Source organism: Psychrobacter immobilis, assembly GCF_003148585.1.
Classification (GTDB): Bacteria; Pseudomonadota; Gammaproteobacteria; order Pseudomonadales; family Moraxellaceae; genus Psychrobacter; species Psychrobacter immobilis.
Genome location: NZ_QGGM01000005.1, coordinates 127,642 through 154,571, shown reverse-complemented (window position 1 = coordinate 154,571; position 26,930 = coordinate 127,642). Strand labels below are relative to the sequence as shown.

The following is a 26,930-nucleotide window of genomic DNA, read 5'->3' as shown; positions in this document are numbered from 1 at the left end:
AAGTAAATAATGTGAATAGATTGATAGCTATTTTATTATAGCGCTAAATATTAGTGGCAAAATAAAAACCTCCAAGCCAGCTGCTGACTTGGAGGTTTATTTTTATATCAACTGTCCATGCTTATTTGAAAACTACATATAGTTTTCGATACTTGGGCAAGAACACATGAGGTTCTTATCACCATAAGCGTCATCGACACGTGCTACGCTTGGCCAGAACTTATGGGCGCGGATATAAGGCAGTGGGAATGCTGCTGTGTCACGACTGTATGGGTGCGTCCATTCGCTGTTGGTGACCATCGCAGCGGTATGTGGTGCGTTGACCAGTGGGTTGTCTTCTAACGTCCAACCCTCTTCGCCAGCTTTGGCTTTCATTGCTTCGGCTTTGATAGATTTTAGGGCACTGATGAAACGGTCTAATTCTTCTTTAGATTCAGACTCCGTTGGTTCAATCATCAAGGTACCCGCAACTGGGAAGCTCATCGTTGGTGAGTGGAAACCGTAATCCATCAAGCGCTTAGCGATATCGCTTTCACTGATTCCCGTCTCTTCTTTCAACGGACGAATATCGATAATACATTCGTGCGCGACGCGACCGTTTTTGCCCGCATAAAGGACAGGGTAGTGGCCTTTTAATTGAGCAGCGACATAGTTAGCATTTAATAGCGCAAGCTCAGTCGCTTTTAGCAGACCATCACGGCCCATCATGGCAATGTACATCCATGAAATAGGTAGGATGCTTGCTGAACCATAAGGGGCTGCCGATACGGCCGAGCAGTCTTTTTGCGCATTATGTACAGGACTCAATGTATGGTTGGCCATAAAGGGTGCTAAATGCGACTTCATGCCGATAGGGCCCATGCCTGGACCGCCGCCGCCATGCGGGATGCAGAAGGTTTTATGCAAGTTCATATGTAATACATCAGCGCCAACGTCAGCCGGTTGCATCATGCCAACCTGTGCATTCATATTGGCACCATCCATATAAACTTGACCGCCATGTTTATGAATGAGGTCACAGATTTTACGGATGCCTTCTTCAAACACGCCATGCGTCGATGGATAAGTAATCATCAATGCACCTAGATTGGCACTGTTTTCTTCACACTTAGCAGTTAGATCATCGATATCAACGTTACCATTGTCATCAGTTTTAACCACGATTACTTTCATACCCATCATCATAGCTGTCGCAGGGTTGGTACCGTGCGCTGACTGAGGGATTAAACAAACATCACGGTCAGTTTCACCCAATGATTCGTGATAACGGCGAATCGCTAGCAGACCAGCATATTCACCTGAAGCGCCAGAGTTTGGCTGCATAGACACATCATCAAAACCAGTAATGGCTTTCAGCTGGTCTTGCAAGCTATCAATCATGGCAACGTAGCCTGTGACTTGGTCACGTGGTGCAAAAGGATGCACGTTAGCAAATTCGGGCCAAGTAATCGGTAGCATCTCACTGGTGGCATTCAGTTTCATGGTACAACTACCCAATGAAATCATGCTGCGGTTCATTGCTAAATCTTTGTCTTCAAGCGATTTTAAATAACGTAGCATTTCATGTTCAGTATGATGCGAGTTAAATACTGGATGCGATAAAATAGCATCGGTACGCAAGTGTGCACTATCAAGAGAAACGCGAGCGTCTTCTGGTAGGTCATGTGCTTTACTGACAAACAGTTGAGTTAGGACGCTAAAGTCTTGTTGATCGCTGGTTTCACTAAACGCGACGCTTAATTTGGTTTCACCAAGACGCCATAAGTTATAGCCTACATTGTCAGCATTTTCGAAAATTTGAGTGGCCAGTTTTTCTGAGCCACAATCAATCACAACGCTGTCAAAGAATTGGTCATGTACGACATTTAAGTTGCTGTCGTTAGCATGTTTGATGACATCTGCAAAGGCAGTCGCAAACGCATGGATACGAGTAGCGATACGTTTTACGCCACCTGGACCATGATAAACGGCATACATACCGGCTAGGTTGGCAAGCAATACTTGTGAGGTACAGATGTTTGAGTTGGCTTTTTCGCGGCGGATATGCTGCTCACGAGTTTGTAGTGCCATACGTAGGGCAGTATTGCCTTGCGAGTCTTTAGAGACGCCGATGATACGACCAGGTGCTGAGCGCTTGGCTTTGTCAGAGAAGGCAAAGTAAGCAGCATGTGGACCACCAAAGCCCATTGGAATACCAAAACGCTGCGTGCTACCTAAAGCGACGTCTGCGCCCATATCTGCTGGTGATTTTAATAATACCAAACTCATGATGTCACTGACGACACTCACATAAGTTTTGTTTTTCTTCACAGCAGTGATGACGTCGGTTAAGTCTTTAACATCGCCTTCAACACCGACGTACTGGAATAGCGCACCGAAATAATCGCCTGATTTAGCCAGTTCGAAATCACCAACCACCACTTCCCAACCAAAGTACTTGGCACGGGTATTAATAACATCTAATGTTTGTGGATAGATACGGTCATCAACAAAAAACTGCGTTGATTTGCTTTTGCTGACACGCTTTGACATTGCCATGGCTTCTGCCGCAGCGGTTGCTTCATCAAGCAATGACGCGCCAGCAAGCTCAAGACCAGTCAAATCAATACATACTTGTTGGAAATTAAGCAAGGCTTCTAGACGACCTTGGGCAATCTCTGCCTGATAAGGCGTATAAGCTGTGTACCAGCCTGGATTTTCAAGGACGTTACGCTGAATGACCGCAGGCATACGTACTGGCGAGTAGCCTTGTCCGATATAGCTCTTATTAACAGTGATGTCATCTGCCATGGTACGCAATTTGGCAAGCGCGGCATGCTCACTCATCGCCACTGGCAAATCTAGCTCTTTATGCAAGCGCACGGGCTCAGGTACAGTATCGTTAATAAAGCTAGCCATATCTTTATAGCCAACAGCACTGAGCAGGTCAGCTTGTTTGGCATCATTGGAGCCTAGATGACGATAGACAAATTCAGCTTCGTTGAATAAACCTTTAAAGGTATCAAACGTTGGGTTTTGCGAGATAGTCATGACAATCCTTGGTTAAGGGAGTAATAAAGGGATGGCTAAAATAACTAGTAATAATAACTAATGACGGTTTAAGATTTTATACGTAATGAACAAATTGTTTTTGGTCAAAGCGGAACTGGCTGTTGTAAACGCCATTATCAGCGCGCTCACCAGCACCAATCATCATAATGATATGTTGATCATCGCTTAAATTTAATAAGCGCTTCATGGCAGGCTCATCAAAGCCACCCATCGGACAGCTATCAAAGCCATGCGCGCGTAGTGCAAGCATTAGGTTTTCAGCCGCAAGGGCGGTATTGTTGGTTGCCCAGTTTTTGGTGTCTTCAAAAGTATAATAAGGTGATTTAATCGGACCTTTTACCCGTCTGACCACTTGAGTAGCACCCCATTTAGCCGCTGATACCACATTGGCAGGTCCTCGTAAGAAGTCCATGGCAACGACTTTGGTATAGTAGTCTTTGACCTTTTTGGGTACTGGCTTATCAGGGTATTCGCGCAATATTTGCTTGGCATGGTCATGCCACACATCGGTGCGAGCAACGACTGCGATTAAACGAGCGGCGGTTTTCGCTGCATTTTGATTCATGCAGTTTTTCACCGCACGTTTGCGCTTGTCCGCATCATCAATCACATAAAATTCCCACGGCTGTAGATTGCTAGAGTTTGGCGCAAGCATGGCCAAACGCAGACAGTCTGCTAACACATCGTCAGGTATCGGTGTGTCGGTAAAGCGGCGGACTGAACGACGTGATTCAACCACTTCGCGAAACGCTTGCAGCTGCGGTGTATTATCAGGCGTGGCAAATTTTTCTTGAGAACTTGCTTGAGCGTTTGCTTGATTATCAGTGTCAGGGTTCATATGAGAATCCATGCTGGAGATTAAGTGATCAACTTGGGGCAGTATTGAGTACGTCTCTTTAATAGCGCCTGACAAGTAATTGATATGAATAAATCAGATAGCGATTGGACGCAATAAATTGAGCGATAAGCATTCTAAGAAAAAGCGTACAGATATCAGCTGACGCCAATATCTGTCATAACAAGCTATATTTTTTAAGGTTATAAGTAGCGGCATTTAAATCAAACACCGCTTTTAAGCGAGAGAGTGAAGCTGATATTAAAGCTCGTTTTCGTACTCATCAGCGGTTAGCAGTGCTTCGTAGTCAGCGATGTTGTCAGGCTTCATTCTAAAGAACCAACCTTCGCCATATGGGTCAGAGTTGATGATTTCTGGATCGTCTTCTAGGGCTTCGTTGATCGCAACGACTTCACCTGAGATAGGCGCATAAACGTCAGAAGCAGCTTTTACTGATTCAACTACAGAGATTTCATCGTCAACGGCGATGATGTCGCCCACGTCTGGCAATTCAACGAATACCACGTCACCCAATAGGTCTTGAGCATGGTCAGTGATACCAACAGTGATAGTACCGTCGTCTTCTAAGCGTAACCACTCGTGGCTGGCGATGTATTTTAGTTCTGCTGGGATATTGCTCATGGTCTCTCTCCTAAGTGATAGAGGATGGTTAACAAAAATAGTGGACGTTAATAATAGGGTTTATAATGCCTACGAGTCAAACTGCTGTTTGCCATTACGGACAAACGGTAGCTTAAGAACACGCACATCAACGAACTTGCCTTTGCCGCGCAGATCGACCTGAACGCTATCATCATCTGATACGCTGGCAGGCACACGGGCAATCGCAATTGAATTTTTTAGACTAGGGGAGAAGGTGCCACTGGTGATAATGCCAGTTTGCTCATTGTCCGTGCCTTGATTGATGGTGACTGTCATGCCTTCACGCAATACGCCGCGTGTCGTTAGCAACAAGCCAACTTGCTTCATGGCTGTGTTGTCATCTTTGGACTGTTGACGCTTGCTGACTAGGGCTTTGCGGCCGACAAAATCACGCTCGTCTTTAAGCGCGAGTGTCCAGCCCATGTTGCATTCGTAAGGACTGACGTTGTCGTCCATGTCATGACCATAGAGGTTCATGCCAGCTTCCATACGCAAGGTATCACGCGCACCAAGACCGGCAGGTTTTATGCCATGGGCTTTTAATTGTTCAAAAAATGCTGGTGCATCATCACCATGCATAATGACTTCGACGCCATCTTCACCGGTATAGCCGGTACGAGCAACGAACCAATCTTTGCCTTCGATGTCTGTTAAATCAGCACCAACGAAAGGCTTAAGACCAGCTAAAGTATCTGCCCAGCTAGGTTTGGTTTGCGCGAGTTTTTCAACAGCGTTTGGTCCTTGCACGGCAATCATCGCAAGCTCTGGACGCTCAGTGATGCTGATGTCAAAACCTTCGGCGACTTTATCAAATTGTGCCATGTCTTTATCACGAGTAGCAGCGTTTGAGACGATGCGGTATTCAGTAGCGTCTTCGTTCATCAGGTAAACGATTAAGTCATCGATGACGCCACCTTGCTCGTTGAGCATGCCAGAATATAACGCTTTACCGACGGTTTTGAGTTTATCGACATCATTGGCCAGTAGCTTTTGTAGCCATGCTTTGGTATCGCTACCTGTGACATCAGCGACGACCATATGTGAGACATCAAACATACCAGCATCAGTACGCACCGCTTCGTGCTCTTCGATTTGCGAACCATAATGGATTGGTAATTCCCAACCAGAAAAATCCACCAGCTTGCCGTCACTATCAACGTGAGACTGATAAAGAGGTGTGCGTTTAGGGGCTGAAGTGTTGGCGCTTTGAGCAGTATTATCTTGAGTAGTGGTCATAACAAATCCTTATGTGGACATCAGCTGCATTCGATAACCAGTCGTAAAAACAAGTATCAAAGTATGAGGGCTGATGTGCCTTATCATAGTAGCGAGAAGCAATATTGCAAGGTGCAAACATTGCAACCAAGGGTAGCACAGAAAAATAGCGCAATCCGCCAAACAGACGCTGAACGTCGGTTTAAGCAAAAGCCCTATCTGTCCTGTAACCTGAGATTTTCAACACGAACCATCATTGCACGTTTTTAAAAGCATCAGCCTTAAAAAACCAAATTAAATGATGTCGCATTTTCTCCCCTTCGGTGGGTAAGGCGTCGTCCGTCCTTACCGCTCTCCAGATTTGTTATGCCTTATGTTTGGGTGTGCTACGCAATTGACGGTAGACAGCGAAACAGTCGTGACATGTGTTTTTCAGTCCTTTTACCTGAGCGATTGGCAGGGTGGATGCGCCTTCGGTGGTCAAGTAGCAATTATCAGCGCTAGCTCATTAATATGAACGCACCTGATATCGTGCTCAAGACTCTCTCCTGAAAAACGCTTTTATTATGAAAGGTTCAAGGCGCTTTTACAAGTCATCTACGCGATTAAAGTGAATAATTTTGGCAAAAATGATTTTTTGTGAGAATAATCAATACCGTATCGATAAGTAAAGCGTTTTACGTTTGGTAGGTAGTAGTCAATTTAGCATGAATGCCCATCGTAAAACGTAAAGCGACTACTGATATTCACCCAAAATATGCTAATCTATGGCGATAGTTTCTGATAGGTTATTATTATGCATTGTGATATTTATAAATTCCCCAAACATAACGATATGTATGTCTATATTGCCCGTCCTGATTATCCTGACGATACCGACGAGCTTAAAGATTGGCTTGGCGTATTACCAAAAGATTTCCGTGCCAGTTTAGGGCGCAGTAAATTTGTGATGCACTTGGACTTAGCCAATACACCGACACTTGCGCGCGTTGATAAAGCAGAGGTACTGGCAAAATTACAGTCGCAAGGGTATTTTGTACAAATGCCACCGCAAGATGTGATGCGCCGCCAAGCGGAATTACGTGCGCGCGAAGCACAAGACAATATTTATGATTAATGGGTGTTTTTGAAGCGAGTTTTTAATCAGCTTCTTTTGGCTATGTTGCATGACAGCCAGCAAGAAAAAGTTTACGACACATTTGCGCTCATGCATTTTGGTAGAAAGTCGTGATAAACTAGCAGGCTATATGAGTGACAAGACAAAATGAGTGACAAGACAAAAAATACGTGGCGAGGCAAAAGGTCGTGTTTCAAGTGCTTATGTCTTAATTGCTTTTGACGATAATGTATTCGATATTATGGTTCGTTGAAACAGCACACTGTCTATCGTTAAGCGCGTAAACGCGCTGCACAATTTATAAACGCAGGTAACTACACACGCATGGACTGGTTAAAAGGTATTATAAACAGCTTACCGCTGGAAGCCATTAGTGATATTCTCGGCGAAATTGCTATTTGGTGGGGACAGCTGGTAAAAGACGTGCCACCCGCAGACTTACCGATGTATGCGTATCTGGGTGGTGTCGTTATTGTGTTGGTATTGTGGTTGCTGGTCGCTCGTATGCTGCCGCGGCCGTTGGGCGGTATGAGTTGGATGATATTGTTTGCTGTGTTATTGGCACCAGGTACTGCCCTTGGCGATCCAAGTGTGATTGCCCCCGCTAGTATCGCCGTGGTTTATGCGATTATGATGAAGGACACGGCTGGCGCGATTACCAATATGCTGCCGATACTTGTGGTGTTAGTGGTCGGCTTGTTTGTGGGCTTCGTCTGGCAGCTTATTCGCGGTGCTTTTGAGTCAAGTCTAGACAAAGCGCGCAGTCGTACTGCAGAAGATACACAAGCGACCATGCAGCTGACGACTGGCAATTATTTGACAGAAGGTACGACTTTAACCGACCAAGCCACTGTGGCTGAACCGTCTAATAAAACGCCTTTAGCGGCTAATCCTAAAGCAGACGTTAGCTTAAAAAAAGACAGCAGTTTAGCTAAAAAGCCTAATATGGAAAAGCTTGATAAGTAGTAAAGCAACATCAATAAAGTGCCATCAGTAAAGCGAAGTCAGTAAAGTGATATTAAAGTTTTGCTAGCGATGATTGGCTCTGTGCTTTAGGTTATGATAGCTACATAAAAAATGCTATCAATAAAAAATACTGTGAATGAAAAGCACCATAAAAAAGACACCATGCGTGTCTTTTTTTATGAAAAAACGTTTTATGACTGTGTCGATCAACCGTCAAAAAGCGTTCAAGGCATCTATTATTTTTCAACAACTGCGAACGCATGAGTATTTTGGCAATCAATCATGCTGTGCTAATCTAAATGATTATTTATTTGCCATCAATTGCCTTTAAGCCTTTTCTGGCTCTTGACAGCCCTAATCTATAACAATAACTGAGACTTGATTATGACCACGACTGATAAAACGAAAAAAAGCTTTACTGGTACGCAAAACTATATTGCCACTGATGATTTGCAGTTGGCGGTCAACGCCGCGATGACGTTACAAAAACCATTATTGATTAAAGGCGAGCCGGGCACTGGTAAGACATTATTGGCGGAGGAGGTCGCTGAAAGTTTGGGTATGCCGCTGATTACGTGGCATATCAAGTCAACCACGAAAGCCGAGCAAGGGTTGTATGAGTACGATGCAGTATCGCGCTTGCGTGATTCGCAATTGGGTGATGATAAGGTTTATGAGATTGGCAATTATATCAAACCCGGTAAGCTATGGGAGGCATTTACCAGTAAAGAGCGCAGTGTGCTATTGATTGATGAAATTGATAAAGCTGATATCGAATTCCCGAATGACTTGCTTCATGAGCTCGATAAAATGTCTTTTTATGTTTATGAGACAGGTGAGACCATTACCGCGGCACAGCGTCCAGTGGTTATCATCACCTCGAACAATGAAAAAGAGCTGCCAGATGCCTTTTTGCGTCGTTGTTTTTTCCATTATATTGACTTCCCAGAAGAAGAAACCATGCGTCAAATCATTGACGTGCATTTCCCTGATATTCAAGAAAAGCTGGTCAACGATGCGCTCGATATTTTTTATAAGCTGCGCAATGTTCAAGGGCTTAAAAAGCCACCATCAACGTCTGAGCTGGTTGATTGGTTAACCTTGTTACTTGCTGATGATATGGCTCAGGACGAATTAGAAGAAAATCTGCGCGGTGAGAAATCTATCCCGCCACTATATGGTGCGTTGCTCAAAAACGAAGCAGATGTGAGTTTATTACAGCGTTTTGCCAATATGATGCGTCGTTAAAAGGAAAAGTACATTGTATTTCGATGAGCAGTTTAACGCTTTCGTTTTAGGAAGTAGTAATGATGAATCATTATTAAATACACTTGATGTGTTGCTTTTTAAAAGTAGTACTTCAAGTAAGTTTAATAGCGTATCTGATAAGTTGGATGACTTTTGGAGATCTAACTTTATAGAAAACGTGACAACGGAGCAGATGAATAGTGAGAGTTTTATTCTTGCTCTAAGTCAATATATTCGTTCAACATCAATTAATAAAGACATAGTGATCAAGTTATTAGAACGCAATCGAAACAGTGTAGTCAAAGCAATACGTCAGTCAGGCATCATTGCGAACGCTGACCATTGTTCTTGGGTGGTTTTGAGCGAGATAAATAATCAGACTGATTTGTTAGAGTTCAAGGAGTTTCTACTTACAGTTGAATACATACAACTACAGTATCAAGAACGTTGTAATGCTTATAAAGAGCTTAAGAATCAAACACAGTTTGACCAAGTAACTGCTATGATATTTAGCAGTTTATATGCTTGTGAGTATTTGATACTAAGTCCAAAAAGTATAGATAATTTTTATACCAAAATCCCTTATCAATATGGTGTTGAAGAATATATACCAGTTGAAAATGTATGGAAAGCGTTCAATCACATTATTACTAGTGCTAACATTCAAAAAAAGGAATTCACAGAAAAAACATTAGCGTTAATTTTTAAAGGTACTATGATGCCTTTTGTATTAGGTCAAAATTTAAATGATAAGCTTATAACTAGTTATGATAGTTTTAAAAGAATGGTAGCTTGTCAGATTGAGATTAATTTGTATCGAGATCAAGTTATAGACTCTTATTGTTTTGATTTAGAGACAAATTACCATTTAGAGAATAATCAACTAAAGCTTAAATCTAGTAGTAAAGAACCTGATTTATTTTCAGATAAGCTAACTATTTTATCTATTTATTGGTTATACAGAGGTTTTAATTCTTTAGAAAAAAGCCCTTATCTTATTCAGTTAGATAAAGGAGTTAATTTCAAAGCAAATCTAGAAGCTTTAGCAAAAACGCAAGGTATTATTTTACAGTTAGAAGAAGTGTATGGAATTAAGAAAGCTGACTTTGGCGAAGTATATGATTTATCTACTTTGATATTCACTATGCTAATGATTCAGGCTCATTTTGAATATAATTTTGTTCAACCATTTAAAGATATGGCTCGTAATGCCGAAATGCATCCTTTCATAGCATTGGAAAGGTTAGCGATAAAAGGATTCTCTGAAGGTAAAGATAGAATGCCTTTAAATCATGCAAAAATGAAAGATAAAGCTATTAGCATGTCAGATTGGATATTAGAAGGTAGCGGAAATTCAAAAAAGAGAGAGATGAGCCGTATTTTGGATTTTTGGTCGCAAGATTTGCGAGAAGGCGAAAGCTCTTCTTATGGGGAAAAATCTTTTTATAAGCTTGATGGTTATATGTTTTCACTGCCATGGGTGACTTTTCAAAAGAACTTCAATACAGCCACCATAAATACTTTTAGAAAATTATATAAAAACAGAGCCAGTTTGAAATCTGAAACAGACTTAATGGAGCAAAATTTAGCTGGGTTATTAGCTAAATGTAAAGGCAGAGTCTACAGTCAGTATGAGCCTTCAGAGTCTGGAGTAGGTGAAATAGATGCGATCGTAGTATCGGAAGATAAGATTTTAGTTATTGAGCTTAAATCTACTTATGTAAAAAGTAGCGTTAAAGAGATATATGAGTACAGAAATTTTGTATTGAAAAAAGCTGCGTACCAATTATCACGCAAGTCTGAATATGTTAGAGATGTTTTTTTGCCTAGCTTAGGACTCGATAGTTCTCAATTTAGTATTCATTCGTGGATTGTAGACACTACTTTAGAGTTTGACCATGAATATATTGATGGTTTCTTAAAAGTATCTTTTGAGGAGTTGGTGATTATTCTAAACGGACATAAACAGTATCTTTCAAATATGATGGATAACGATAACACTAATAAAAATCCTCTTAGCGGTTATGAAGAGAATTTAGAGGCACTGATTGAAAGTGTTGAGGGTAATACTTTTTGGACTACTAATTTATCGCTTATAAGTTCAATTCAAGAGTCAAATAATGCTTCTCCACTAAAGGCATAATTATGTTCATAAAATTATTCTATACCTTGCGTACTTATGGCGTGCCAGTCAGTACGCGCGAGCTGCTTGACCTAAATGCCGCGTTAGATCAAGGGCTGATGATGCAGCCGCATCCTGAAAATCCAGAGCTGTCTACCTTTGCCAGTCGTGAGGATATGTACCGACTGATTCGGCTTTGTATGGTCAAAGACGAGCGCCATTTTGATAAGTTTGACCGAGCAATGGCAGATTATTTTGAAGGCGTCGACAGCCTGGATATGGATGAGCTATTGGCTAAGTTAACGGACATTCCTAAAGAGTGGCTTGACTTAAAGTTAGATCCAAAAAACCTAACCGAAGAGCAGCGCCGACTGCTCAAAAAATACGGCTCGTTAGAGGAGCTAATGAAAGCGCTTGAAGAACGACTTAAAGAGCAAAAAGAGCGTCATCAAGGCGGTAGTAAGTGGGTTGGTACAGGCGGTACATCGCCATTTGGTGCCTATGGTGACCATCCAGAAGGCGTACGCGTTGGCGGTGAATCGCGTAAACGTAGCGCGGCTAAAGTCTGGGAGCAGCGTAAATACCGCAACCTTGATGATGACAGTCAGCTTGGTACTCGACAAATTCAGATGGCGCTGCGTAATCTACGTCAGTTTGCTCGTACCGGTAGCGCCGATGAGCTAGACATTCATGAGACTATTAAACGCACCGCAAAAAAAGGCGTGCTCGATATCCATATGCAAGCTGAACGCCGTAATCGCGTCAAAGTATTGATGCTGTTCGATGTGGGCGGCAGTATGGATGTTCATGTTGAAGCCTTAGAAAAACTATTTTCAGCGGCTAGAAATGAATTTAAAACCTTAGAGTTTTTTTACTTTCATAACTGTTTATATGACTATGTGTGGAAGGATAATAATCGTCGCCATAGTGCGCCGATGCCAACGTATGAGCTGCTCAATAAATACGGTCGCGAATATCGCGTTATCTTCGTCGGTGATGCGTCAATGTCGCCATATGAGCTGATGACAGTTGGTGGCAGCGTTGAATATATGAACAATGAGGCGGGTATTGTTTGGCTTAAGCGGGTGCTCGCGCATTTCGATAAAGTCGCTTGGCTCAACCCTGAAGATCCAGCGTACTGGCAATATACCCAAACCATCGTTGAAATTAAGAAACTATTCGACAATAAAATGTATCCGATGACCTTACATGGGGTAGAAGAGATGACCAATTATCTAGCGCGTTAATTTTGACGTGTGGATAAAGATACGCCCTAACTTAGAAAACCTGTTAATCCCCATATTTTTGAAAAAAGCAGCCGTTATGACAGCATAGCGGCTGCTTTTTTGTCAAAAATAATCAGTTTTGCAGTCATACGGCATTGGTATAAGGAGCAAAATATGATAACATTCATTTTAAATGAATCTTATAGGGGCGTTTTGACTGGTTAGGCAAAAAATTTGATGACAAGAATTTGATAATCGTTTGTAAAAATCAGTCGTCGTTGCTTATTTAAGCACTTCATTTTTCATATGTTAATCAACCAATCAATGTAATGAACTTATGCCATTTTCAACCATTTTAGTAGCAAAAAAGCGCGTGCAAGTACTACATTCAGTAGACTAAACGAGTTTGACGGTGCTCCTCATATTTTTTGGAATTGGTACTAATAAGAGAGACAGTATGGCTTCACCAAAGACTTTAGAAATCGTCACCGCAACTGTTCCCGTCCTTGAAGAGCATGGAACGGCAATCACCACGGTGTTTTATAAAAACATGTTTGAAGAGCATCCCGAGCTGTTGGACATATTTAACGAAACCAATCAAAAATTGGGTCGTCAACAGACGGCTCTTGCAACGACCGTGTTAGCCGCTGCTAAGCACTTGGATAAATTAGCGACGTTATTGCCACAAGTCACGCAAATCAGCCACAAGCATCGTGCTTTACAGATTTTGCCTGAGCATTATCCTATCGTTGGTAAGCATTTAATCGGTGCAATCAAGGAAGTGCTGGGCGAGGCTGCCAATGACGATATCATCGATGCTTGGACTGAAGCTTATGATGAGATTGCCTCAGTATTTATCCAGATTGAACATGGCATGTATAAGGAGGCGATGTGGCAGGGTTTTGCGCCTTTTGTAGTGACTAAAAAGGTAGCAGCTGCTACCGATATTGCGGCCTTTACAGTTGTACCAGCCAAAGATAATGCAGAAAGTCATCAACAGATTGACCTGAGCAAATTGACTTTAACCGCAGGTCAGTACATCACAGTGAAAACAGATCCAAAAGACAGTGACCATGTTGCGCTACGTCATTACTCTTTGTACTCTGCTAGTACCGATGCAGGCATTCAGTTTGCGGTCAGACGTGACAATCGCAATGAGCATCATGGTTTGGTCTCTAACTATATGCACGACCAATTAGAAGTGGGTGACACGGTTTTATTATCGGCACCAGCAGGTGACTTTGCGCTCAATCAAGACTTGGTACAGCAAAATGAGATTCCGCTAGTATTGATGAGTGCGGGTGTTGGTGTAACCCCTGTGCTATCTATGTTGGAGGCACAAGTATTAGCCAATCCAAAACGACCTATTATCTGGGTTTATGCTTGCCAAAATGATGCGCATCACGCTTTCAATACTGAAGTGGAGACGCTGTTAGAAAAGGCTGAGACTGTAGATAAGCATGTCTTCTATTTTGAGTCTGGACAACTATTAGATGAGGCGTGGCTTGCTCAATTACCTAAGCCTGCTGATATTTATGTCTGTGGCTCGATGCCATTTATGGAAAGCATGATCGATGGGCTAGTGACGCTAGATCACGGTGTTGATAGCGTTCATTATGAACCGTTTGGTCCCAAGATGAGTTTGGGCGGTTAATTTTAGCTACTGTTAGCCATTAACTGTTGCTATTAATAAAAAAAGCACTTGGATGACAAAGTCGTCTCAAGTGCTTTTTATTCAGTGCGATTTATCTTATTTTTATCACTATTTGAAAAATGGATACGTCTTTAAAAACAAATATATCGCCTAATCTTTATTTTCAACCAATCCAACCATCACGCCCATCTCTTTTTTATCATGCTTATCAATGCTGGGCGCATATAATGCCGACGCAATCCCGCCATCTAAAAACAGAGCATTCGGACAGTTTAAGTCATTCTTAAACAACGATGCAAATTGATAAAATGTCACCGGTTCATCGCTACTGACAAATTTTATGTGACCGTCATCACAAACACCTGCGCCATTACGAATCTTGAGTGAAGTACTATCAGGATTAAATTGCGGATGTATCTCGTTATTGATAACCAACATAGGACCTGATTGGGTGGCATACCAAGGCTGTGCCTTACTACTGTTAAGCTGATCGTCAAAGGCGTTACTTTCCGTAATTTGCACGTTGCCCAATTTATCCCACCACATCACGCCATTGGGCAGTAAATGAAAATTGCCACCGCCTTCTTTGAGATTTAGCGATTTGATCTCTTCACCATCAATGATGGTATAGCCAATCGGTGCATAGTTCTCATTGTACATGCCGGCATTCATGGCAAAGTTCAGCGCTTGATTTGAGGGCAATATGGCTAATAACGTCTCAAAGGTTAGCAACGATTTCGTACTATCAGGCTGCTGCCAAAATAATTTTAATGAGTAGCGACCATCTATCAAGGCTTGAGCGTCAATGCTACAAACACTATAAGAAAATGGTGCATCCTGAGTCTGGCATGACCAGTTTTGTGTCTTGTTGTCAGCAGCATCAGTGCTTATCGGTTGGCAAGCACTGACACTTAGCAAGAGTAGGGCGACTGCTCCTAAAGGTAAGGGAAGAGCGAAATTTGGCATCAATCATCTGTCTTTTTGATAAAGAGTAAAATATAAACGCTCATGGATAGTGAAATACTAATCACTATTTCTCATCATTGCTAAGTGGAACATCGCGAAAAGTATTGTTGACGTTACCGATTAACTGCCCACCGCCTGTGATACTTGCAAAGTTGCCAAGGCTCTGTTCCACCGATGTGGTGGTTTCTCTGCCTTTATCCCGTGAGTCTTTATTATAAGCAATGAGGGCGTCATCATTGGCTAAAAAGCTATCTGGGTTCGCCATGACCCACATCTGATTAAACACATCTGCGCGGGCGCTATTATTGAGTAGCGCTCCCTTATCCGTAAAATAAAAGAACTTCGATAATAGTTTTATCTGCCCATCATCGAGGCGGCGCGCGATATGATACGGTTGTAATTGGCTTGGGTGTTGTAAGCCGACCGCGCCAACGATACTGGCTAGGGATTTTAGGGTGTTTTTATGGAAGCTTGCGACGCGCTCAGCTTTGCTTGGTACATCCAGCGCTTTTTGACGATACGGGTCTTGGGTGGCAACGCCCGTCGGGCAAGTGTTGGTATGGCACGAACGTGATTGAATACAGCCAACGGCAAACATAAAGCCGCGCGCTGAATTACACCAGTCTGCGCCCAAGGCAATCATACGGGCAATATCGAAACCAGAGACGATTTTACCACTCACGCCAAGTTTGATTTTATCGCGAATGCCTGCGCCGACCAAAGTATTGTGTATTAATAAAAACCCTTCAACCATCGGCATGCCGACATTGTCCATAAATTCGACAGGAGCCGCGCCAGTACCGCCTTCTGCGCCATCGATGACGATGAAATCAGGGTAGTTGTCGGTTTCGATCATGGCTTTCACAATGGCCATAAACTGCCAAGGCTGACCAACACAAAGTTTGAAGCCCACAGGTTTGCCGCCTGATAACTCGCGCAGTTGTTGCCAAAAAGCCACCAATTCTCGCGGGGTGCTAAAGGCTGTATGCGACGAGGGCGACACACAATCTTGACCTGTCGGTACTTGACGGGTATCAGCGATTTCTTGGGTGATTTTCTCCGCGGGTAGCACGCCACCTTTACCAGGTTTTGCCCCTTGGGATAATTTGATTTCAATCATTTTTACTTGCCGATCAACCGCTTTTTCGGCAAAAGACTGCGGGTCAAAATTGCCACTATCATCACGGCAACCAAAATACCCTGTACCTAGCTCCCAAATCAAATCACCACCGAACTTGCGATGATAAGGGCTGATAGCCCCTTCACCCGTATCATGAGTAAAGCCGCCCATTTTTGCGCCTTGATTGAGCGCCATGATCGCGTTAGCCGATAAGCTGCCAAAGCTCATCGCCGAGATATTAAATACCGACATATCATGCGGCTGCTGACAACGCTCACCGCCAACCATAATACGAAAATCTTTATTTTCTAGAGGTTGGCTAATCGCTGATTGTAAAAACCATTCTTTACCATTGGTGTATAAATTATCTAGCGTACCAAAGGCATTGGTGTCACTGACATTCTTAGCACGTTGGTAAATGAGCGCCCGCTGCTGGCGTGAAAACGGTACTTGCTCTTTGTCATTTTCTAGTAAATATTGACGAATTTCAGGACGAAAGTCTTCAAGCACATAACGAATATGTCCGGCAACAGGATAGTTTTTCAAAATAGCATGCTTTGATTGTATGACGTCATAAATCCCCAAGCATACCCCAAACCCACCGAGAATAATTAACCACCAATTTAGCAGTAGTAGACCTGCTAAAAATATTAATATAGCAGCGCCAAAGGTGCTATAACGCAGCAATAAGCCGACCAAATACGGAGAGTTGGTTTTAGGTTCAGGATTTAGATTGGTACGAGATTGGGGCATGGCTACACTCAACAGTAATACATAAATATTAAAAAGGTGACAATGGTTCAAAGAGAGAGTAGGGTAAAAACCACCCTCTTAGAACCATTATTGTTAGACACTGACAAAGCGCTCAGATTTATCGCCTACATCATACACATATGATATCACTGCATAGCAGTAATTGGGTAACAGAGTGCTACTGTTGATGTTGCTAGTGGCGTGATTTTAACAGACAACTTGTACCAAAGTTTTCTGCTCGTCGATCACTGTAAGCTTAATCTCAACGGGCAAAAATTGCTGAATGAGCCATGCTTGGGTTTCAGCGTGCTTACTAACGACACGCGCGGTAAACTCGCCACCGCCTGCTAACGCCAACGGTAAGAGTAATTGGTCGGTTAAGTATTCATCGACCAGTGAGTCGGTGTTAAATACATAACGTTTGACTAAGCCTGATAAACGACAACCTATCTTTTCCGCCGAGCTGCGTTTTTCTCCTAGTAAAGTAAACACCTCGGCGTGATGTTCTTTATGATTTTGGGTGTCAGAAACCTCATGACTGACTTGTGCATAACAGCTATTGCCTTCACCAATGCCTTGCAATTTAAAGCTTTTAGTCGTAATTAGTGTCTTATCAATACCTGCTTCAACCAATGATGCTTGAGCACAGGCAAGCTCGCGTTTGCAAATGTCGTACTCTAGATTGAGCACGCTCGCGACCAGCTCTATACAGTTAAGCTTACCGCGTTTAGTCAGGTTAAATTGTGAAGCGCTTGCATGGCGCATAAATGGCGTTATCGCCGCTTTAATCATGCCGCCACCAATAGGCGCAAACCCTGCTTGTACAAACTCGATATCCACGTGCATACCTAATTTCGCTACTGCAGGGACGAACGCTTGCTGCAAAAAGTCCGTGGTTGGCGCGAGCGGATTGTGCGTGCCGCCTTTTATTGTTACGGTTGATACCGTTTGCGTGTTGGTATTGGCAAACAATAATGCTGGCAATAGTGTTTGTAGCACCAAACTGGTACTGCCAGCTGAGCCGATATCAAACGTATAATCGCCCGATTTCACTGTACTTGGCGTAAAGGTGAACGTCATACTGCCCAAAACCGCACCTGTCACGGTGGCATTTGATATTTGCTGCGAGGTTTGTACGCACATCAAGTGTTGACGCATCAATCCTGATTTGGTTCGCCCAGCACGGATATTGGTGATCTCGATTGGTGTGCCTGTGAGCATAGATAACGATAGGGCAGTGCGAATGATTTGCCCGCCACCTTCGCCTGTGCTGCCGTCGATTTTTAGGGTTTTTGGTTTTGTTTTAGTCATGATAAATGTCTTTATAGTTCGGACGACTATTGATTTGTGATGTTTTTAAAATAGACTCAATGAAATGCTTCCGATGCATTTTGGGTTGCATTAAAAATAAGATTGAAACCGATTGTCAGTGTCTGGTGATAAGGTCTAAATAGTGCTGTGTGATAAGTGACAGGTACGGGGCATGAAAAGTAAAAAAGACGTTTGCCCGCAACGTCAAGTAGCCACTGCAGTATTTGTTCAACCCCCTGTTGTGGAGTGCGGGGTCTTAACACTCGCCCAGTCGGTTCCAAAAGGGTGTTTTATAGTCATTTCTCTATAAAGTTGGTGATCTAAAATTAACTATTCTACTAAGTCGATTTGCCAGTTATTGGACTGAATCACAATATTGATTTGCCGCAGTTTCATGGCGATATCGTCGGCTTGCTTTTGTAAACTAGCCACCGATACCATGACATTGTATTTAATCTCACGATGGCTATAACGATCCGTTTCGGTATGCGTGGCGGCTATTGCATCGACCAATAGTTTATGGCGCATCTCTAAGGTGTCGCGCTCAATCAACAGCGTCAGCATCGATTGACCGTCATTGTTCTTAGCAATGGCATTGGTGCGGTGAATACGCTCGATTAACACGCTCAGCTCGGTGATGATTTGGCTGGCATCGACCATTAGGGCGTTTGGGTCTTCATTTGGCGTGTCACCTTCTTGGACTTTGACATTGCTACGAATGCGTCCTTTGATTTGTGCTAGCTTCTTTTGCATATCGCTACGGATAAGTAGGGCTTCTGCGAGTTTCATTTTGGTTCTCTCTTATTTTTTATAATCGTAATATATATGTTCTATGAAAGAAAATTGCCTTTGTCGTATTTGTTAATTTGAATAACTATTTTCTTTTGTTGATGACTAGCTATAATTCAACTATCCTACAAATTTAATAGATTGGAAATCTACAGTGATAAATAGAAGTCTTCAAAATATTATTCTTAAAAGTCTTGCCTTAATATATCCGAAGGAGATAGATATAATTGGCAAAGAAATTGTTGAAGCTTTTACAGAGTCCGATATTGTTAAAAACACTTTTTATCTTAGAGAGCATGGGCTTATTAATTTTAAACAATCTAAAACTGGGCTTGGAGATTGTCCAATTTCAATTGATGATGTAAGGTTAATTGTTATAACTCATAAAGGTATTGATTTTATAGAGAATGACGGTGGGCTTTCAGCAATATTAAACACTATCAATGTACAGTTTAAGGAAGATACTTTGAAAGCGCTATTATCAAGAGAAGTCAACAGTTCTGAAGATATAGATAGCAATCAAAAACAACGGATTCAGGAAGCAATCCGTGAAATGCCTGCAGAAATGCTTAAGTCTCTTTCAGAAGACTTAATAAGAACTTCTATAAATAACTCTCCAACTTTTATAGCTTTGCTCATGAGTTGGTTGCACATAGTGCAGTAAACTTATCTGTTAAAATTATTGGCCGTGAATGTGTAATAAGTAGTGAAAGTAGGCTGAGTTTTAACCCAGCTTTATAAATCTGCAAGTTCAAGATGTTGGGCTAAAGCTGTAGCCTACGACTAATACGTAAGGTATTTTCTTTTGTGCGAGGGACGAGCACCGAGCTAAGTTCTTAATGAAAACAAAATTATGAAAAGCATATGTAGCAGTATTTAAAGAACTCAAATGTTGAGGCCATGCTTTTTAAGCTTTTGCTTTTTCTAATTCCAGCCAAGCACAGCTTGGCTCTTGCGAAGCTAAAAAGATTCCCTAAACCTTTTATTAAAGCATCTCACCCCTTAACACAAACCACCTGACGCAGTGTATGCACCACTTCTACCAAATCGCTTTGTGCTTGCATTACGTCATCAATATTTTTATAAGCCGCTGGAATCTCATCAATTACATCCGCGTCCTTTCGGCATTCTACGCCCGCAGTCTGTGCAATTTGATCGGCGACTGTAAATACCTTTTTCGCCTCGGTACGTGACATGATACGACCTGCACCATGGGAGCAAGAGCAAAACGATTCTTCGTTCCCTTTACCGCGCACGATGAATGATTTGGCACCCATTGACCCTGGAATAATTCCGTATTCACCAACGCGGGCACGTACCGCACCTTTGCGGGTCACAAATACTTCTTCGCCGTAATGTTGCTCTTTTTCTACATAGTTATGATGACAGTTCACCGCTTTTACGGCTGCATCAAACGGCTTAGGTATGATATGGCGTAGGGCTTTGACGGCTTTTTCCATCATGATTTCGCGGTTTTTAAAAGCAAAACGCTGCGCCCAACCAACCGCAAACCAATAATCATCGAAATGCTCTGTACCTTCGGCAAAGTAAGCCAAATCTTTATCTGGCAAGTTGATAAACCACTTGCGCATGTCCTCACGTGCCAGCTCAATAAAGTAGCGACCAATGGCATTACCCACACCGCGTGAGCCTGAGTGCAGCATGATCCAAACTTGGTTGGTTTCATCAAGGCACACCTCGACGAAATGGTTACCCGTACCCAGCGTACCCAAATGGTTAAGGTTATTGGTGTTTTTTAGGCGAGGATGCTTTTGGGTTATATAGTTAAAGTCATCAACCAGCGTTCCCCAACCGTTCATGACGGTGTCGTCAGGGTTCGCCCACGCGCCAACATCACGGCGTGATCCGCGACCCCGCGTTTTACTACGACCATGTGGAATGGCTTTTTCAAGCTCCGTACGCAGACCAAGCAAACTGTCTGGCAAATCGTTTGCGGTTAGGGTGGTTTGTACGGCCATCATTCCGCAGCCAATATCGACACCAACGGCAGCCGGAATGATCGCTTCTTTGGTTGGCAATACCGTACCGATAGTCGCGCCAATCCCAACGTGTACATCGGGCATCACCGCAAGCCATTTATATACAAATGGCATTTTTGAGGCTTTGATCAATTGGTCGTGCGCTTTTGGATCGACAGGCACGCCCTTAGTCCAGAGTCTAATCGGCGTTCCACCGTCTTGAATGATGTTATGAGTGGTTGGTTGCATGTTGTATTCCTTAGCGTTGCAAAGTTTGTTTATTATTGAAGATAATTCTTACTTTATATAATGCTAAGGACATGCCAAGTTTTTAAGATATTCAGTATTTAGTCATAAGTAATTGATAGTAAATGGTTTAATTTTTGTATTTTTTTCGAATAAAAATATTTATTTAACCATGGGCTAAAAATATATAGAAATATATCTAACTAGATAGAAAATAATATACTATTTATTAATGATAATCAGCGATAAGTAATATTATGAACAGTGATTCGAACAACAAAACTGCCGTCATCGGCTTCCTCGGCACTACTTTAGACAATGGCTTTAATGACAAGCGTTGGCAGCGTTGGCGACCAACCGTCAGTTTAGGCCTGCATGATGAGTTGCTCGTCGATGAGCTGCATATCTTATATAGCAAGCGCGATAAGCGGCTGTTTAAAATTATTAAAGATGACATGGCGAAAGTCAGTCCGAACACTACCGTTATTGGTCATCATGTGGCTTTGATTAGCCCGTGGGATTTTGCCGATGTTTATGCTGAGCTGTATGATTTTGCCGCAGGATTTGATTTTCAGGATAGTACCGATTACTTATTGCATTTGACCACAGGTACGCACGTGGCGCAAATTTGTTGGTTTTTATTGGTAGAGGCGGGCTTTATCCCCGCAGATTTGATTCAGACTTCCCCTTGCCCAAGACCTGATCAAGCCGATCCGCAAGGTCGCTATCAAGTGATTGACTTGGATGTCTCGCGCTATGATGGCTTACGTGAACGCTTTGAGGCAGAAAAACAGCAACATTGGCAAACCTTGCAAGCCAATCTAGTCACCCAAAACGCCGCTTATCAAAAGCTTATCTCCGATATCGAAAAGGTAGCCACCCGATCAACTGCACCCATACTGCTAATGGGCGCAACAGGGGCAGGCAAGTCACAATTGGCAGGCCAAATCTATGCGCTCAAAAAAGCCAAAGCCAGTAGCACGCAAGGTAAGAACACGCTTGAACAATTCATCGAGGTCAACTGCGCCACGCTGCGTGGTGACACTGCCATGAGTGTGTTATTCGGTCATGTCAAAGGGGCATTTACGGGCGCTGCGACGAGCCGTGATGGGCTGCTAAAATCAGCTGATGGTGGATTGTTATTCTTAGATGAGATTGGCGAATTAGGGCTTGATGAGCAAGCGATGCTATTGACCGCACTTGAGGAGCAGCGCTTTTATCCGCTCGGTAGTGATAAGCCGATTAGCGTGTCATTTCAGCTGATGGCAGGTACCAATAAAGACTTGCGACAAGCAGTTGCTAATGGCGAGTTTCGGGCGGATTTGTTTGCGCGTCTCAATACATGGACGTTCTTTTTGCCATCACTCAAAGACAGGTTGGAAGATTTACCTGCCAATATCGATTACGAGCTAGCGCGCTTGGGTAGCGAGCAGCAGCAGCACTATCGATTTACCCCAGAAGCAAGGCAGCTGTATGAATCTTTTGCGATGAGTGCGGATGCAACATGGCAGGGGAACTTTCGTGATTTGACTGCCAGCATGATTCGTTTGACTACACTTGCTGAGAGTAAAGTGATTCGCAATGATGATGTGCAAGCGGAGATTGAACGCTTAACGCATCTTTGGGAATTGCCTGACAGTTCAAACGGCTCTAATAGCTTAAATGGCGGTAATGGCAGGACTAAAAATAGCCCCGATACTACTCTAGATAGTGAAACCATCGAGCAGGGTAGCCATAATATTTTAAGAAAATATCTCGATGAAGAGATTCTGACAACTATTGATCCGTTTGATGCGGTGCAACTGGCGTATGTGATTGAGGTGTGTATACGTCATAAAAACCAAGCGGCGGCTGGGCGCTATCTGTATGCCAACTCACGCGATAAGCTAAAAAGCCCGAACGATAGCGACAGATTGCGTAAGTATCTGCTGAAATTTGGGCTGCGGTTTGATGAGTTAAAATAAAGCATCTTTCATAAGACAAAACCCATCAACTAAGCCATGATGCTTGTACTATAGATTTATCATTTGTTCTCTTTTAAACACCACTACCAATCCGCTCCGCCAACGCCTGCAATTTTGGCACAATCATCGCTGCATATTCTTCTGATTCCCAGTTGGCACTTGGCACACTGGCATTGAGCGAATAGGCGTATTGTCCAGTCGCAACATCAAAGACCCCAACCGCTACTGCCAATATATCAGTAGAAAACTCACCATCTGATATCGTATAGCCATGCTCTGCATAGTGCGCTGCAGCGCTGGCTAGGGCAGTTTGTGCATGGTTATAATCCTCGGTAGATAACTGTTCTTGTAGATTACTCATGATGACAGCCTGTCTCGCTGGCGAGCTAGCCGCATAAAAAGCGCGCCCAATCGCAGTACGGGCGACCGGCACTGCTGAGCCAACTTGCAAATTGACTGATAAGCGAGCAGGGCTACGACAACAAGCGTGATAGCGCATTTCTCCTTCGACTTCGGTTGCCAAGTTTACTGATACTTCATTCTCACTAGCGAACTGCCGCAGTAATGGCTCAGCCGCTGTGACTATATCGTGGCGACTCCATGCGGTAGCACTTAGACGTACAGCACTACTGCCTAGTTGATACTGTCCGTGCTCGGTCATGCGTAAAAATCCAAGCGTTATTAATGTGTGAATCAGGCGAGTGATGGTTGCCTTTGGCAGAGCTGTCATCTGACACAATTGCTGATGGGTGAGTCGATCATCATGTTCAAATGCTGCGAGTAAAGACAGACCGCGACCCAGTGCCGTAACGAACTGACGATCATTATCGTCCTTACTTTGTTCAAGAATGGTCGTCATTCGATCGAGTAGCGGAGTAGCTGTTGATAAGGGTTTCGTCATTTTATACTCATTTTTTTTGATAAAGGTTTACAGCGCGGTAAAACTTTGCTTAAATGGTTTTAAATTATGAAACTAAGTTTCGCACAGCGGAATTGGTAAGTCAATAAACTATTAAGCTAATTTATTCATTAATTACTAATCGTCGGTCAGGAAGACTGACATCAAGGAGATCCACATGGCAACATCTACGCGTCCAAGTTTCGATTGGGAAGATCCGTTTTTATTACGCGATCAGCTTACTGACGAAGAGCGCATGGTCACGGACAGCGCCCGCCAGTTCTTTCAAAAAGAACTGATGCCTGGCATCGTTGAAGCCAATCGTCATGAGAATTTTGACCGTAATATCATGCGTCAAATGGGTGAGATGGGCTTACTTGGCGTGACTATCGAAGGTTATGGTTGTGCTGGCTTGTCTAGTGTCGCTTACGGTTTAATTGCCAAAGAAGTTGAAGCCGTTGACTCAGGCTATCGTTCAGCGATGAGTGTACAGTCAAGCTTGGTCATGCATCCTATCCATGCATACGGCACTGAAGAACAAAGAGAAAGATATCTGCCTAAGCTTGCCACAGGTGAGTACATCGGTTGTTTCGGTCTGACTGAGCCTGATTCAGGATCAGATCCTTCATCGATGTCGACACGTGCGCGCGCTGTGGATGGCGGTTATGAGTTGACAGGCAATAAAATGTGGATCACCAACAGTCCTATCGCTGATGTGTTTGTCGTTTGGGCAAAAGATGATGCCGGTGAGATTCGTGGTTTTGTTTTAGACAAAGGCATGAAGGGCTTGTCTGCGCCGAAAATCGAAGGCAAGTTCTCATTACGTGCCTCTGTCACGGGTGAGATTGTCATGGACAGAGTATTCGTTCCTGAAGCCAATGCCTTCCCAGATATCCGTGGCTTAAAAGGACCGTTTGGTTGCTTGAATAAAGCGCGTTACGGTATCGCATGGGGCGCGATGGGTGCGGCAGAATTTTGCTGGAAAGCGGCTCGTCAATACACGTTAGATCGTAAGCAGTTTGGTCGTCCGCTCGCGGCAACACAGCTCGTGCAGTTGAAGCTTGCTAATATGCAGACTGAAATCACGCTAGGTCTACAAGCCGCGCTACGTGTGGGTCGCCTAATGGATGAAGACAATGCCGCACCTGAGATGATTTCACTTATTAAGCGTAACAACTGCGGTAAAGCACTGGATATCGCACGTATTTCGCGTGACATGCATGGCGGTAATGGTATCTCTGATGAGTTTCATGTCATTCGTCACGTCATGAACTTGGAAGCGGTCAACACTTATGAGGGCACACATGATATCCATGCGCTTATCCTAGGCCGTGCACAGACAGGTATCCAAGCGTTCTTTTAAGCGTTTTTAGCTAAAAATGTTTGGTGCAACTGTATTCTATGACGTACGTGACAGCTTGGCTTTTTGTTAAAAAGGGCATTAACAGTAGCGTACGTTTTTTAGTTGTTGTTCATGATGTAATTTCTTAGCAATTACATCATGAATAACAATTTTATTATCAAAAATACGCCACACAATAAGGGATTATTATGACTGTCGATAGCAATAGCGATAACAGCAATGAATTGGCAAAAGGCGCATTGCACGGCATCAAGGTGCTCGATTTATCGAGAGTGCTGGCAGGGCCTTCTTGTACACAAGTGCTTGCTGATCTTGGTGCCGAAGTTATCAAGATTGAGCGTCCACATATTGGCGATGAAACTCGCCACTGGGCACCGCCAACATTTAGCGATGATACGTCTGCTTATTATGCGACGATTAACCGTAATAAAAAGTCACTCACGGTCGATATCACTACTGATGCAGGGCAGGCCATCATTAAGAAACTGGCCGCTGATAGTGATATCTTGGTAGAGAACTTCAAAGTGGGCGGTCTAAAAAAATACGGCTTGGATTATGACAGTCTAAAACAACACAATCCGCGCCTGATTTATGCGTCATTGACAGGGTTTGGTCAGACAGGGCCAGATGCCGCGCGCCCTGGTTATGATTATATTATCCAAGGGTTGTCAGGGCTGATGAGTATCACAGGTCCTAGTGATGGCGAACCGCATAAAGTCGGCGTGGCAGTGGTCGATTTGTTTGCAGGCTTGCAGCTGACGATTGGCATTCAAGCGGCCTTGATTGCTCGTGAGACTACGGAGTTAGGTCAACAGGTAGACGTTGCGCTTTTAGATAGTGCGCTTGCGATGCTGGCCAATGTGGGTATGAACCATTTGGCATCAGGCAAAGTGCCGCCCAGACTGGGCAATCAGCATCCCAATATCGTTCCTTATCAAGTATTCGCAGGTCAGGGCGAGCAGCACTTTATCTTAGCCTGTGGTAATGACAGTCAGTTTGCCAAACTTTGCGATGTGCTTGCAGTTAATTGGCATACCGATGATCGCTTTACGACCAATCCTAACCGTGTTGCCAACCGCGAGCTGCTGTGTGATGAGCTGAGCAAGAAGTTTGCCGAGCAACCACGTACTTATTGGTTGGAGGTTTTAGATCAAGCAGGTATCCCGTGCGGAGCGATTCATAATGTCGCTGAAGCATTGGCCATGCCGCAAGCACTGGCACGCGAGATGGTCGTTAATTTCACTGAGCAAGGTAGTCCGGTAAGAGCACTTGGCAATCCTATCAAGTTATCCGTATCACCCGTCACTTATCGTACGCCACCACCACAATTGAGCGAGCATACCGATAGTACGCTTGCTGATTTGGGCTATGATAGCGACATGATAGCCAAGCTTAAAGCCGATGGGATTGTTTAGTTAGGCATCAAGAAAAGCGCCATTGGAAA

At 43.4% G+C, this 26,930-nt stretch carries 20 protein-coding genes and 2 riboswitches; of the genes, 10 read left to right on the top strand and 10 right to left on the bottom strand.

The genetic code is table 11. From position 1 onward, the window contains the following. Nucleotides 1–132 precede the first annotated feature (132 nt). From gcvP to gcvT, 4 genes are all read right to left on the bottom strand, one after another. Entirely contained in the window at nt 133–3,030 is a 2,898-nt protein-coding gene (gene gcvP / locus C8D84_RS06420) for an aminomethyl-transferring glycine dehydrogenase (RefSeq protein ID WP_109590885.1), read from the bottom strand. Nucleotides 3,031–3,106: 76 nt separating this feature from the next. Then, the gene (locus C8D84_RS06415) at nt 3,107–3,889 is read right to left on the bottom strand and encodes a nitroreductase family protein (protein ID WP_211181256.1); all 783 of its coding nucleotides are present in this window, start codon (nt 3,887–3,889) and stop codon (nt 3,107–3,109) included. 258 nt (nt 3,890–4,147) lie between these two features. Further along, on the bottom strand, nt 4,148–4,528 hold the full coding sequence (gene gcvH / locus C8D84_RS06410) for a glycine cleavage system protein GcvH (RefSeq protein WP_011280078.1): 381 nt from the start codon (nt 4,526–4,528) through the stop codon (nt 4,148–4,150). Nucleotides 4,529–4,597: 69 nt separating this feature from the next. Further along, nucleotides 4,598–5,785: a glycine cleavage system aminomethyltransferase GcvT gene (gcvT, locus tag C8D84_RS06405; RefSeq protein WP_109590881.1), complete on the bottom strand. Its 1,188-nt coding sequence runs from the start codon at nt 5,783–5,785 to the stop codon at nt 4,598–4,600. 188 nt (nt 5,786–5,973) lie between these two features. Then, nucleotides 5,974–6,133, bottom strand: a riboswitch (glycine riboswitch). A 54-nt stretch (nt 6,134–6,187) separates the two neighbouring features. Further along, nucleotides 6,188–6,325, bottom strand: a riboswitch (glycine riboswitch). A 235-nt stretch (nt 6,326–6,560) separates the two neighbouring features. On the opposite strand from gcvT, the gene C8D84_RS06400 reads away from it, so the two are divergent. The 6 genes from C8D84_RS06400 to C8D84_RS06375 all read left to right on the top strand — a co-directional run bounded on the left by C8D84_RS06400 (nt 6,561) and on the right by C8D84_RS06375 (nt 14,097). Continuing rightward, on the top strand, nt 6,561–6,881 hold the full coding sequence (locus tag C8D84_RS06400) for a YcgL domain-containing protein (RefSeq protein ID WP_045445437.1): 321 nt from the start codon (nt 6,561–6,563) through the stop codon (nt 6,879–6,881). 324 nt (nt 6,882–7,205) lie between these two features. Beyond that, the gene (locus tag C8D84_RS06395) at nt 7,206–7,847 is read left to right on the top strand and encodes a hypothetical protein (protein WP_045451384.1); all 642 of its coding nucleotides are present in this window, start codon (nt 7,206–7,208) and stop codon (nt 7,845–7,847) included. A gap of 384 nt (nt 7,848–8,231) precedes the next feature. After that, a complete protein-coding gene (locus C8D84_RS06390) occupies nt 8,232–9,095 on the top strand; it encodes an AAA family ATPase (protein WP_109590879.1) in 864 nt (287 codons plus the stop codon). A gap of 13 nt (nt 9,096–9,108) precedes the next feature. After that, nucleotides 9,109–11,238, top strand: coding sequence for a nuclease-related domain-containing protein (locus tag C8D84_RS06385; RefSeq protein ID WP_109590877.1), 2,130 nt, complete (start codon nt 9,109–9,111; stop codon nt 11,236–11,238). A 2-nt stretch (nt 11,239–11,240) separates the two neighbouring features. Next, nucleotides 11,241–12,464, top strand: a complete 1,224-nt coding sequence (locus C8D84_RS06380; RefSeq protein ID WP_045445449.1) for a vWA domain-containing protein — start codon at nt 11,241–11,243, stop codon at nt 12,462–12,464. 436 nt (nt 12,465–12,900) lie between these two features. Continuing rightward, on the top strand, nt 12,901–14,097 hold the full coding sequence (locus tag C8D84_RS06375) for a globin domain-containing protein (RefSeq protein WP_109590875.1): 1,197 nt from the start codon (nt 12,901–12,903) through the stop codon (nt 14,095–14,097). A 150-nt stretch (nt 14,098–14,247) separates the two neighbouring features. On the opposite strand, the gene C8D84_RS06370 is transcribed toward C8D84_RS06375, so the two are convergent. The 4 genes from C8D84_RS06370 to C8D84_RS06355 all read right to left on the bottom strand — a co-directional run bounded on the left by C8D84_RS06370 (nt 14,248) and on the right by C8D84_RS06355 (nt 19,036). Beyond that, nucleotides 14,248–15,063 (bottom strand): phosphodiester glycosidase family protein, encoded by an 816-nt coding sequence (locus C8D84_RS06370; protein WP_109590873.1) that lies wholly within the window; start codon nt 15,061–15,063, stop codon nt 14,248–14,250. Nucleotides 15,064–15,127: 64 nt separating this feature from the next. Beyond that, nucleotides 15,128–16,936, bottom strand: coding sequence for an FMN-binding glutamate synthase family protein (locus C8D84_RS06365; protein ID WP_109590871.1), 1,809 nt, complete (start codon nt 16,934–16,936; stop codon nt 15,128–15,130). A 207-nt stretch (nt 16,937–17,143) separates the two neighbouring features. Next, the gene (gene rtcA, locus C8D84_RS06360) at nt 17,144–18,247 is read right to left on the bottom strand and encodes an RNA 3'-terminal phosphate cyclase (protein WP_109590869.1); all 1,104 of its coding nucleotides are present in this window, start codon (nt 18,245–18,247) and stop codon (nt 17,144–17,146) included. A gap of 330 nt (nt 18,248–18,577) precedes the next feature. Further along, complete coding sequence (locus C8D84_RS06355) at nt 18,578–19,036, bottom strand: DIP1984 family protein (RefSeq protein WP_087813740.1); 459 nt, start codon at nt 19,034–19,036, stop codon at nt 18,578–18,580. Between the two features lie 154 nt (nt 19,037–19,190). Between C8D84_RS06355 and C8D84_RS06350 the strand changes: the two genes are divergently transcribed. Then, complete coding sequence (locus C8D84_RS06350) at nt 19,191–19,700, top strand: hypothetical protein (protein ID WP_109590865.1); 510 nt, start codon at nt 19,191–19,193, stop codon at nt 19,698–19,700. 331 nt (nt 19,701–20,031) lie between these two features. Here C8D84_RS06350 and C8D84_RS06345 read toward each other — a convergent pair whose 3' ends face one another. Further along, nucleotides 20,032–21,264 (bottom strand): RtcB family protein, encoded by a 1,233-nt coding sequence (locus C8D84_RS06345; protein WP_109590863.1) that lies wholly within the window; start codon nt 21,262–21,264, stop codon nt 20,032–20,034. Between the two features lie 254 nt (nt 21,265–21,518). Between C8D84_RS06345 and rtcR the strand changes: the two genes are divergently transcribed. Continuing rightward, nucleotides 21,519–23,225 (top strand): RNA repair transcriptional activator RtcR, encoded by a 1,707-nt coding sequence (rtcR, locus tag C8D84_RS06340; RefSeq protein ID WP_109590861.1) that lies wholly within the window; start codon nt 21,519–21,521, stop codon nt 23,223–23,225. Between the two features lie 73 nt (nt 23,226–23,298). Here the strand turns inward: rtcR and C8D84_RS06335 are convergent, their stop codons facing one another. After that, nucleotides 23,299–24,126, bottom strand: coding sequence for an IclR family transcriptional regulator (locus tag C8D84_RS06335; RefSeq protein ID WP_109590859.1), 828 nt, complete (start codon nt 24,124–24,126; stop codon nt 23,299–23,301). A gap of 175 nt (nt 24,127–24,301) precedes the next feature. Here C8D84_RS06335 and C8D84_RS06330 point away from each other — a divergent pair, with 175 nt between their 5' ends. After that, nucleotides 24,302–25,486 (top strand): acyl-CoA dehydrogenase, encoded by a 1,185-nt coding sequence (locus tag C8D84_RS06330; protein WP_109590857.1) that lies wholly within the window; start codon nt 24,302–24,304, stop codon nt 25,484–25,486. A gap of 188 nt (nt 25,487–25,674) precedes the next feature. Beyond that, entirely contained in the window at nt 25,675–26,901 is a 1,227-nt protein-coding gene (locus C8D84_RS06325; protein ID WP_109590855.1) for a CaiB/BaiF CoA transferase family protein, read from the top strand. The last annotated feature ends 29 nt before the right edge of the window (nt 26,902–26,930 follow it).

What these genes read in the sequence shown, in the direction of transcription:
- C8D84_RS06395 (WP_045451384.1), top strand. Translation starts at nt 7,206, where the DNA reads ATGGACTGGTTAAAAGGTATTATAAACAGCTTACCGCTGGAAGCCATT.
- C8D84_RS06415 (WP_211181256.1), bottom strand. Translation starts at nt 3,889, where the DNA reads ATGAACCCTGACACTGATAATCAAGCAAACGCTCAAGCAAGTTCTCAA.
- C8D84_RS06355 (WP_087813740.1), bottom strand. Translation starts at nt 19,036, where the DNA reads ATGAAACTCGCAGAAGCCCTACTTATCCGTAGCGATATGCAAAAGAAG.
- C8D84_RS06400 (WP_045445437.1), top strand. Translation starts at nt 6,561, where the DNA reads ATGCATTGTGATATTTATAAATTCCCCAAACATAACGATATGTATGTC.
- C8D84_RS06375 (WP_109590875.1), top strand. Translation starts at nt 12,901, where the DNA reads ATGGCTTCACCAAAGACTTTAGAAATCGTCACCGCAACTGTTCCCGTC.
- rtcR (WP_109590861.1), top strand. Translation starts at nt 21,519, where the DNA reads ATGAACAGTGATTCGAACAACAAAACTGCCGTCATCGGCTTCCTCGGC.
- C8D84_RS06325 (WP_109590855.1), top strand. Translation starts at nt 25,675, where the DNA reads ATGACTGTCGATAGCAATAGCGATAACAGCAATGAATTGGCAAAAGGC.
- C8D84_RS06380 (WP_045445449.1), top strand. Translation starts at nt 11,241, where the DNA reads ATGTTCATAAAATTATTCTATACCTTGCGTACTTATGGCGTGCCAGTC.
- C8D84_RS06335 (WP_109590859.1), bottom strand. Translation starts at nt 24,126, where the DNA reads ATGACGAAACCCTTATCAACAGCTACTCCGCTACTCGATCGAATGACG.
- C8D84_RS06365 (WP_109590871.1), bottom strand. Translation starts at nt 16,936, where the DNA reads ATGCCCCAATCTCGTACCAATCTAAATCCTGAACCTAAAACCAACTCT.
- C8D84_RS06330 (WP_109590857.1), top strand. Translation starts at nt 24,302, where the DNA reads ATGGCAACATCTACGCGTCCAAGTTTCGATTGGGAAGATCCGTTTTTA.
- gcvH (WP_011280078.1), bottom strand. Translation starts at nt 4,528, where the DNA reads ATGAGCAATATCCCAGCAGAACTAAAATACATCGCCAGCCACGAGTGG.
- C8D84_RS06345 (WP_109590863.1), bottom strand. Translation starts at nt 21,264, where the DNA reads ATGCAACCAACCACTCATAACATCATTCAAGACGGTGGAACGCCGATT.
- gcvT (WP_109590881.1), bottom strand. Translation starts at nt 5,785, where the DNA reads ATGACCACTACTCAAGATAATACTGCTCAAAGCGCCAACACTTCAGCC.
- C8D84_RS06390 (WP_109590879.1), top strand. Translation starts at nt 8,232, where the DNA reads ATGACCACGACTGATAAAACGAAAAAAAGCTTTACTGGTACGCAAAAC.
- rtcA (WP_109590869.1), bottom strand. Translation starts at nt 18,247, where the DNA reads ATGACTAAAACAAAACCAAAAACCCTAAAAATCGACGGCAGCACAGGC.
- C8D84_RS06370 (WP_109590873.1), bottom strand. Translation starts at nt 15,063, where the DNA reads ATGCCAAATTTCGCTCTTCCCTTACCTTTAGGAGCAGTCGCCCTACTC.
- gcvP (WP_109590885.1), bottom strand. Translation starts at nt 3,030, where the DNA reads ATGACTATCTCGCAAAACCCAACGTTTGATACCTTTAAAGGTTTATTC.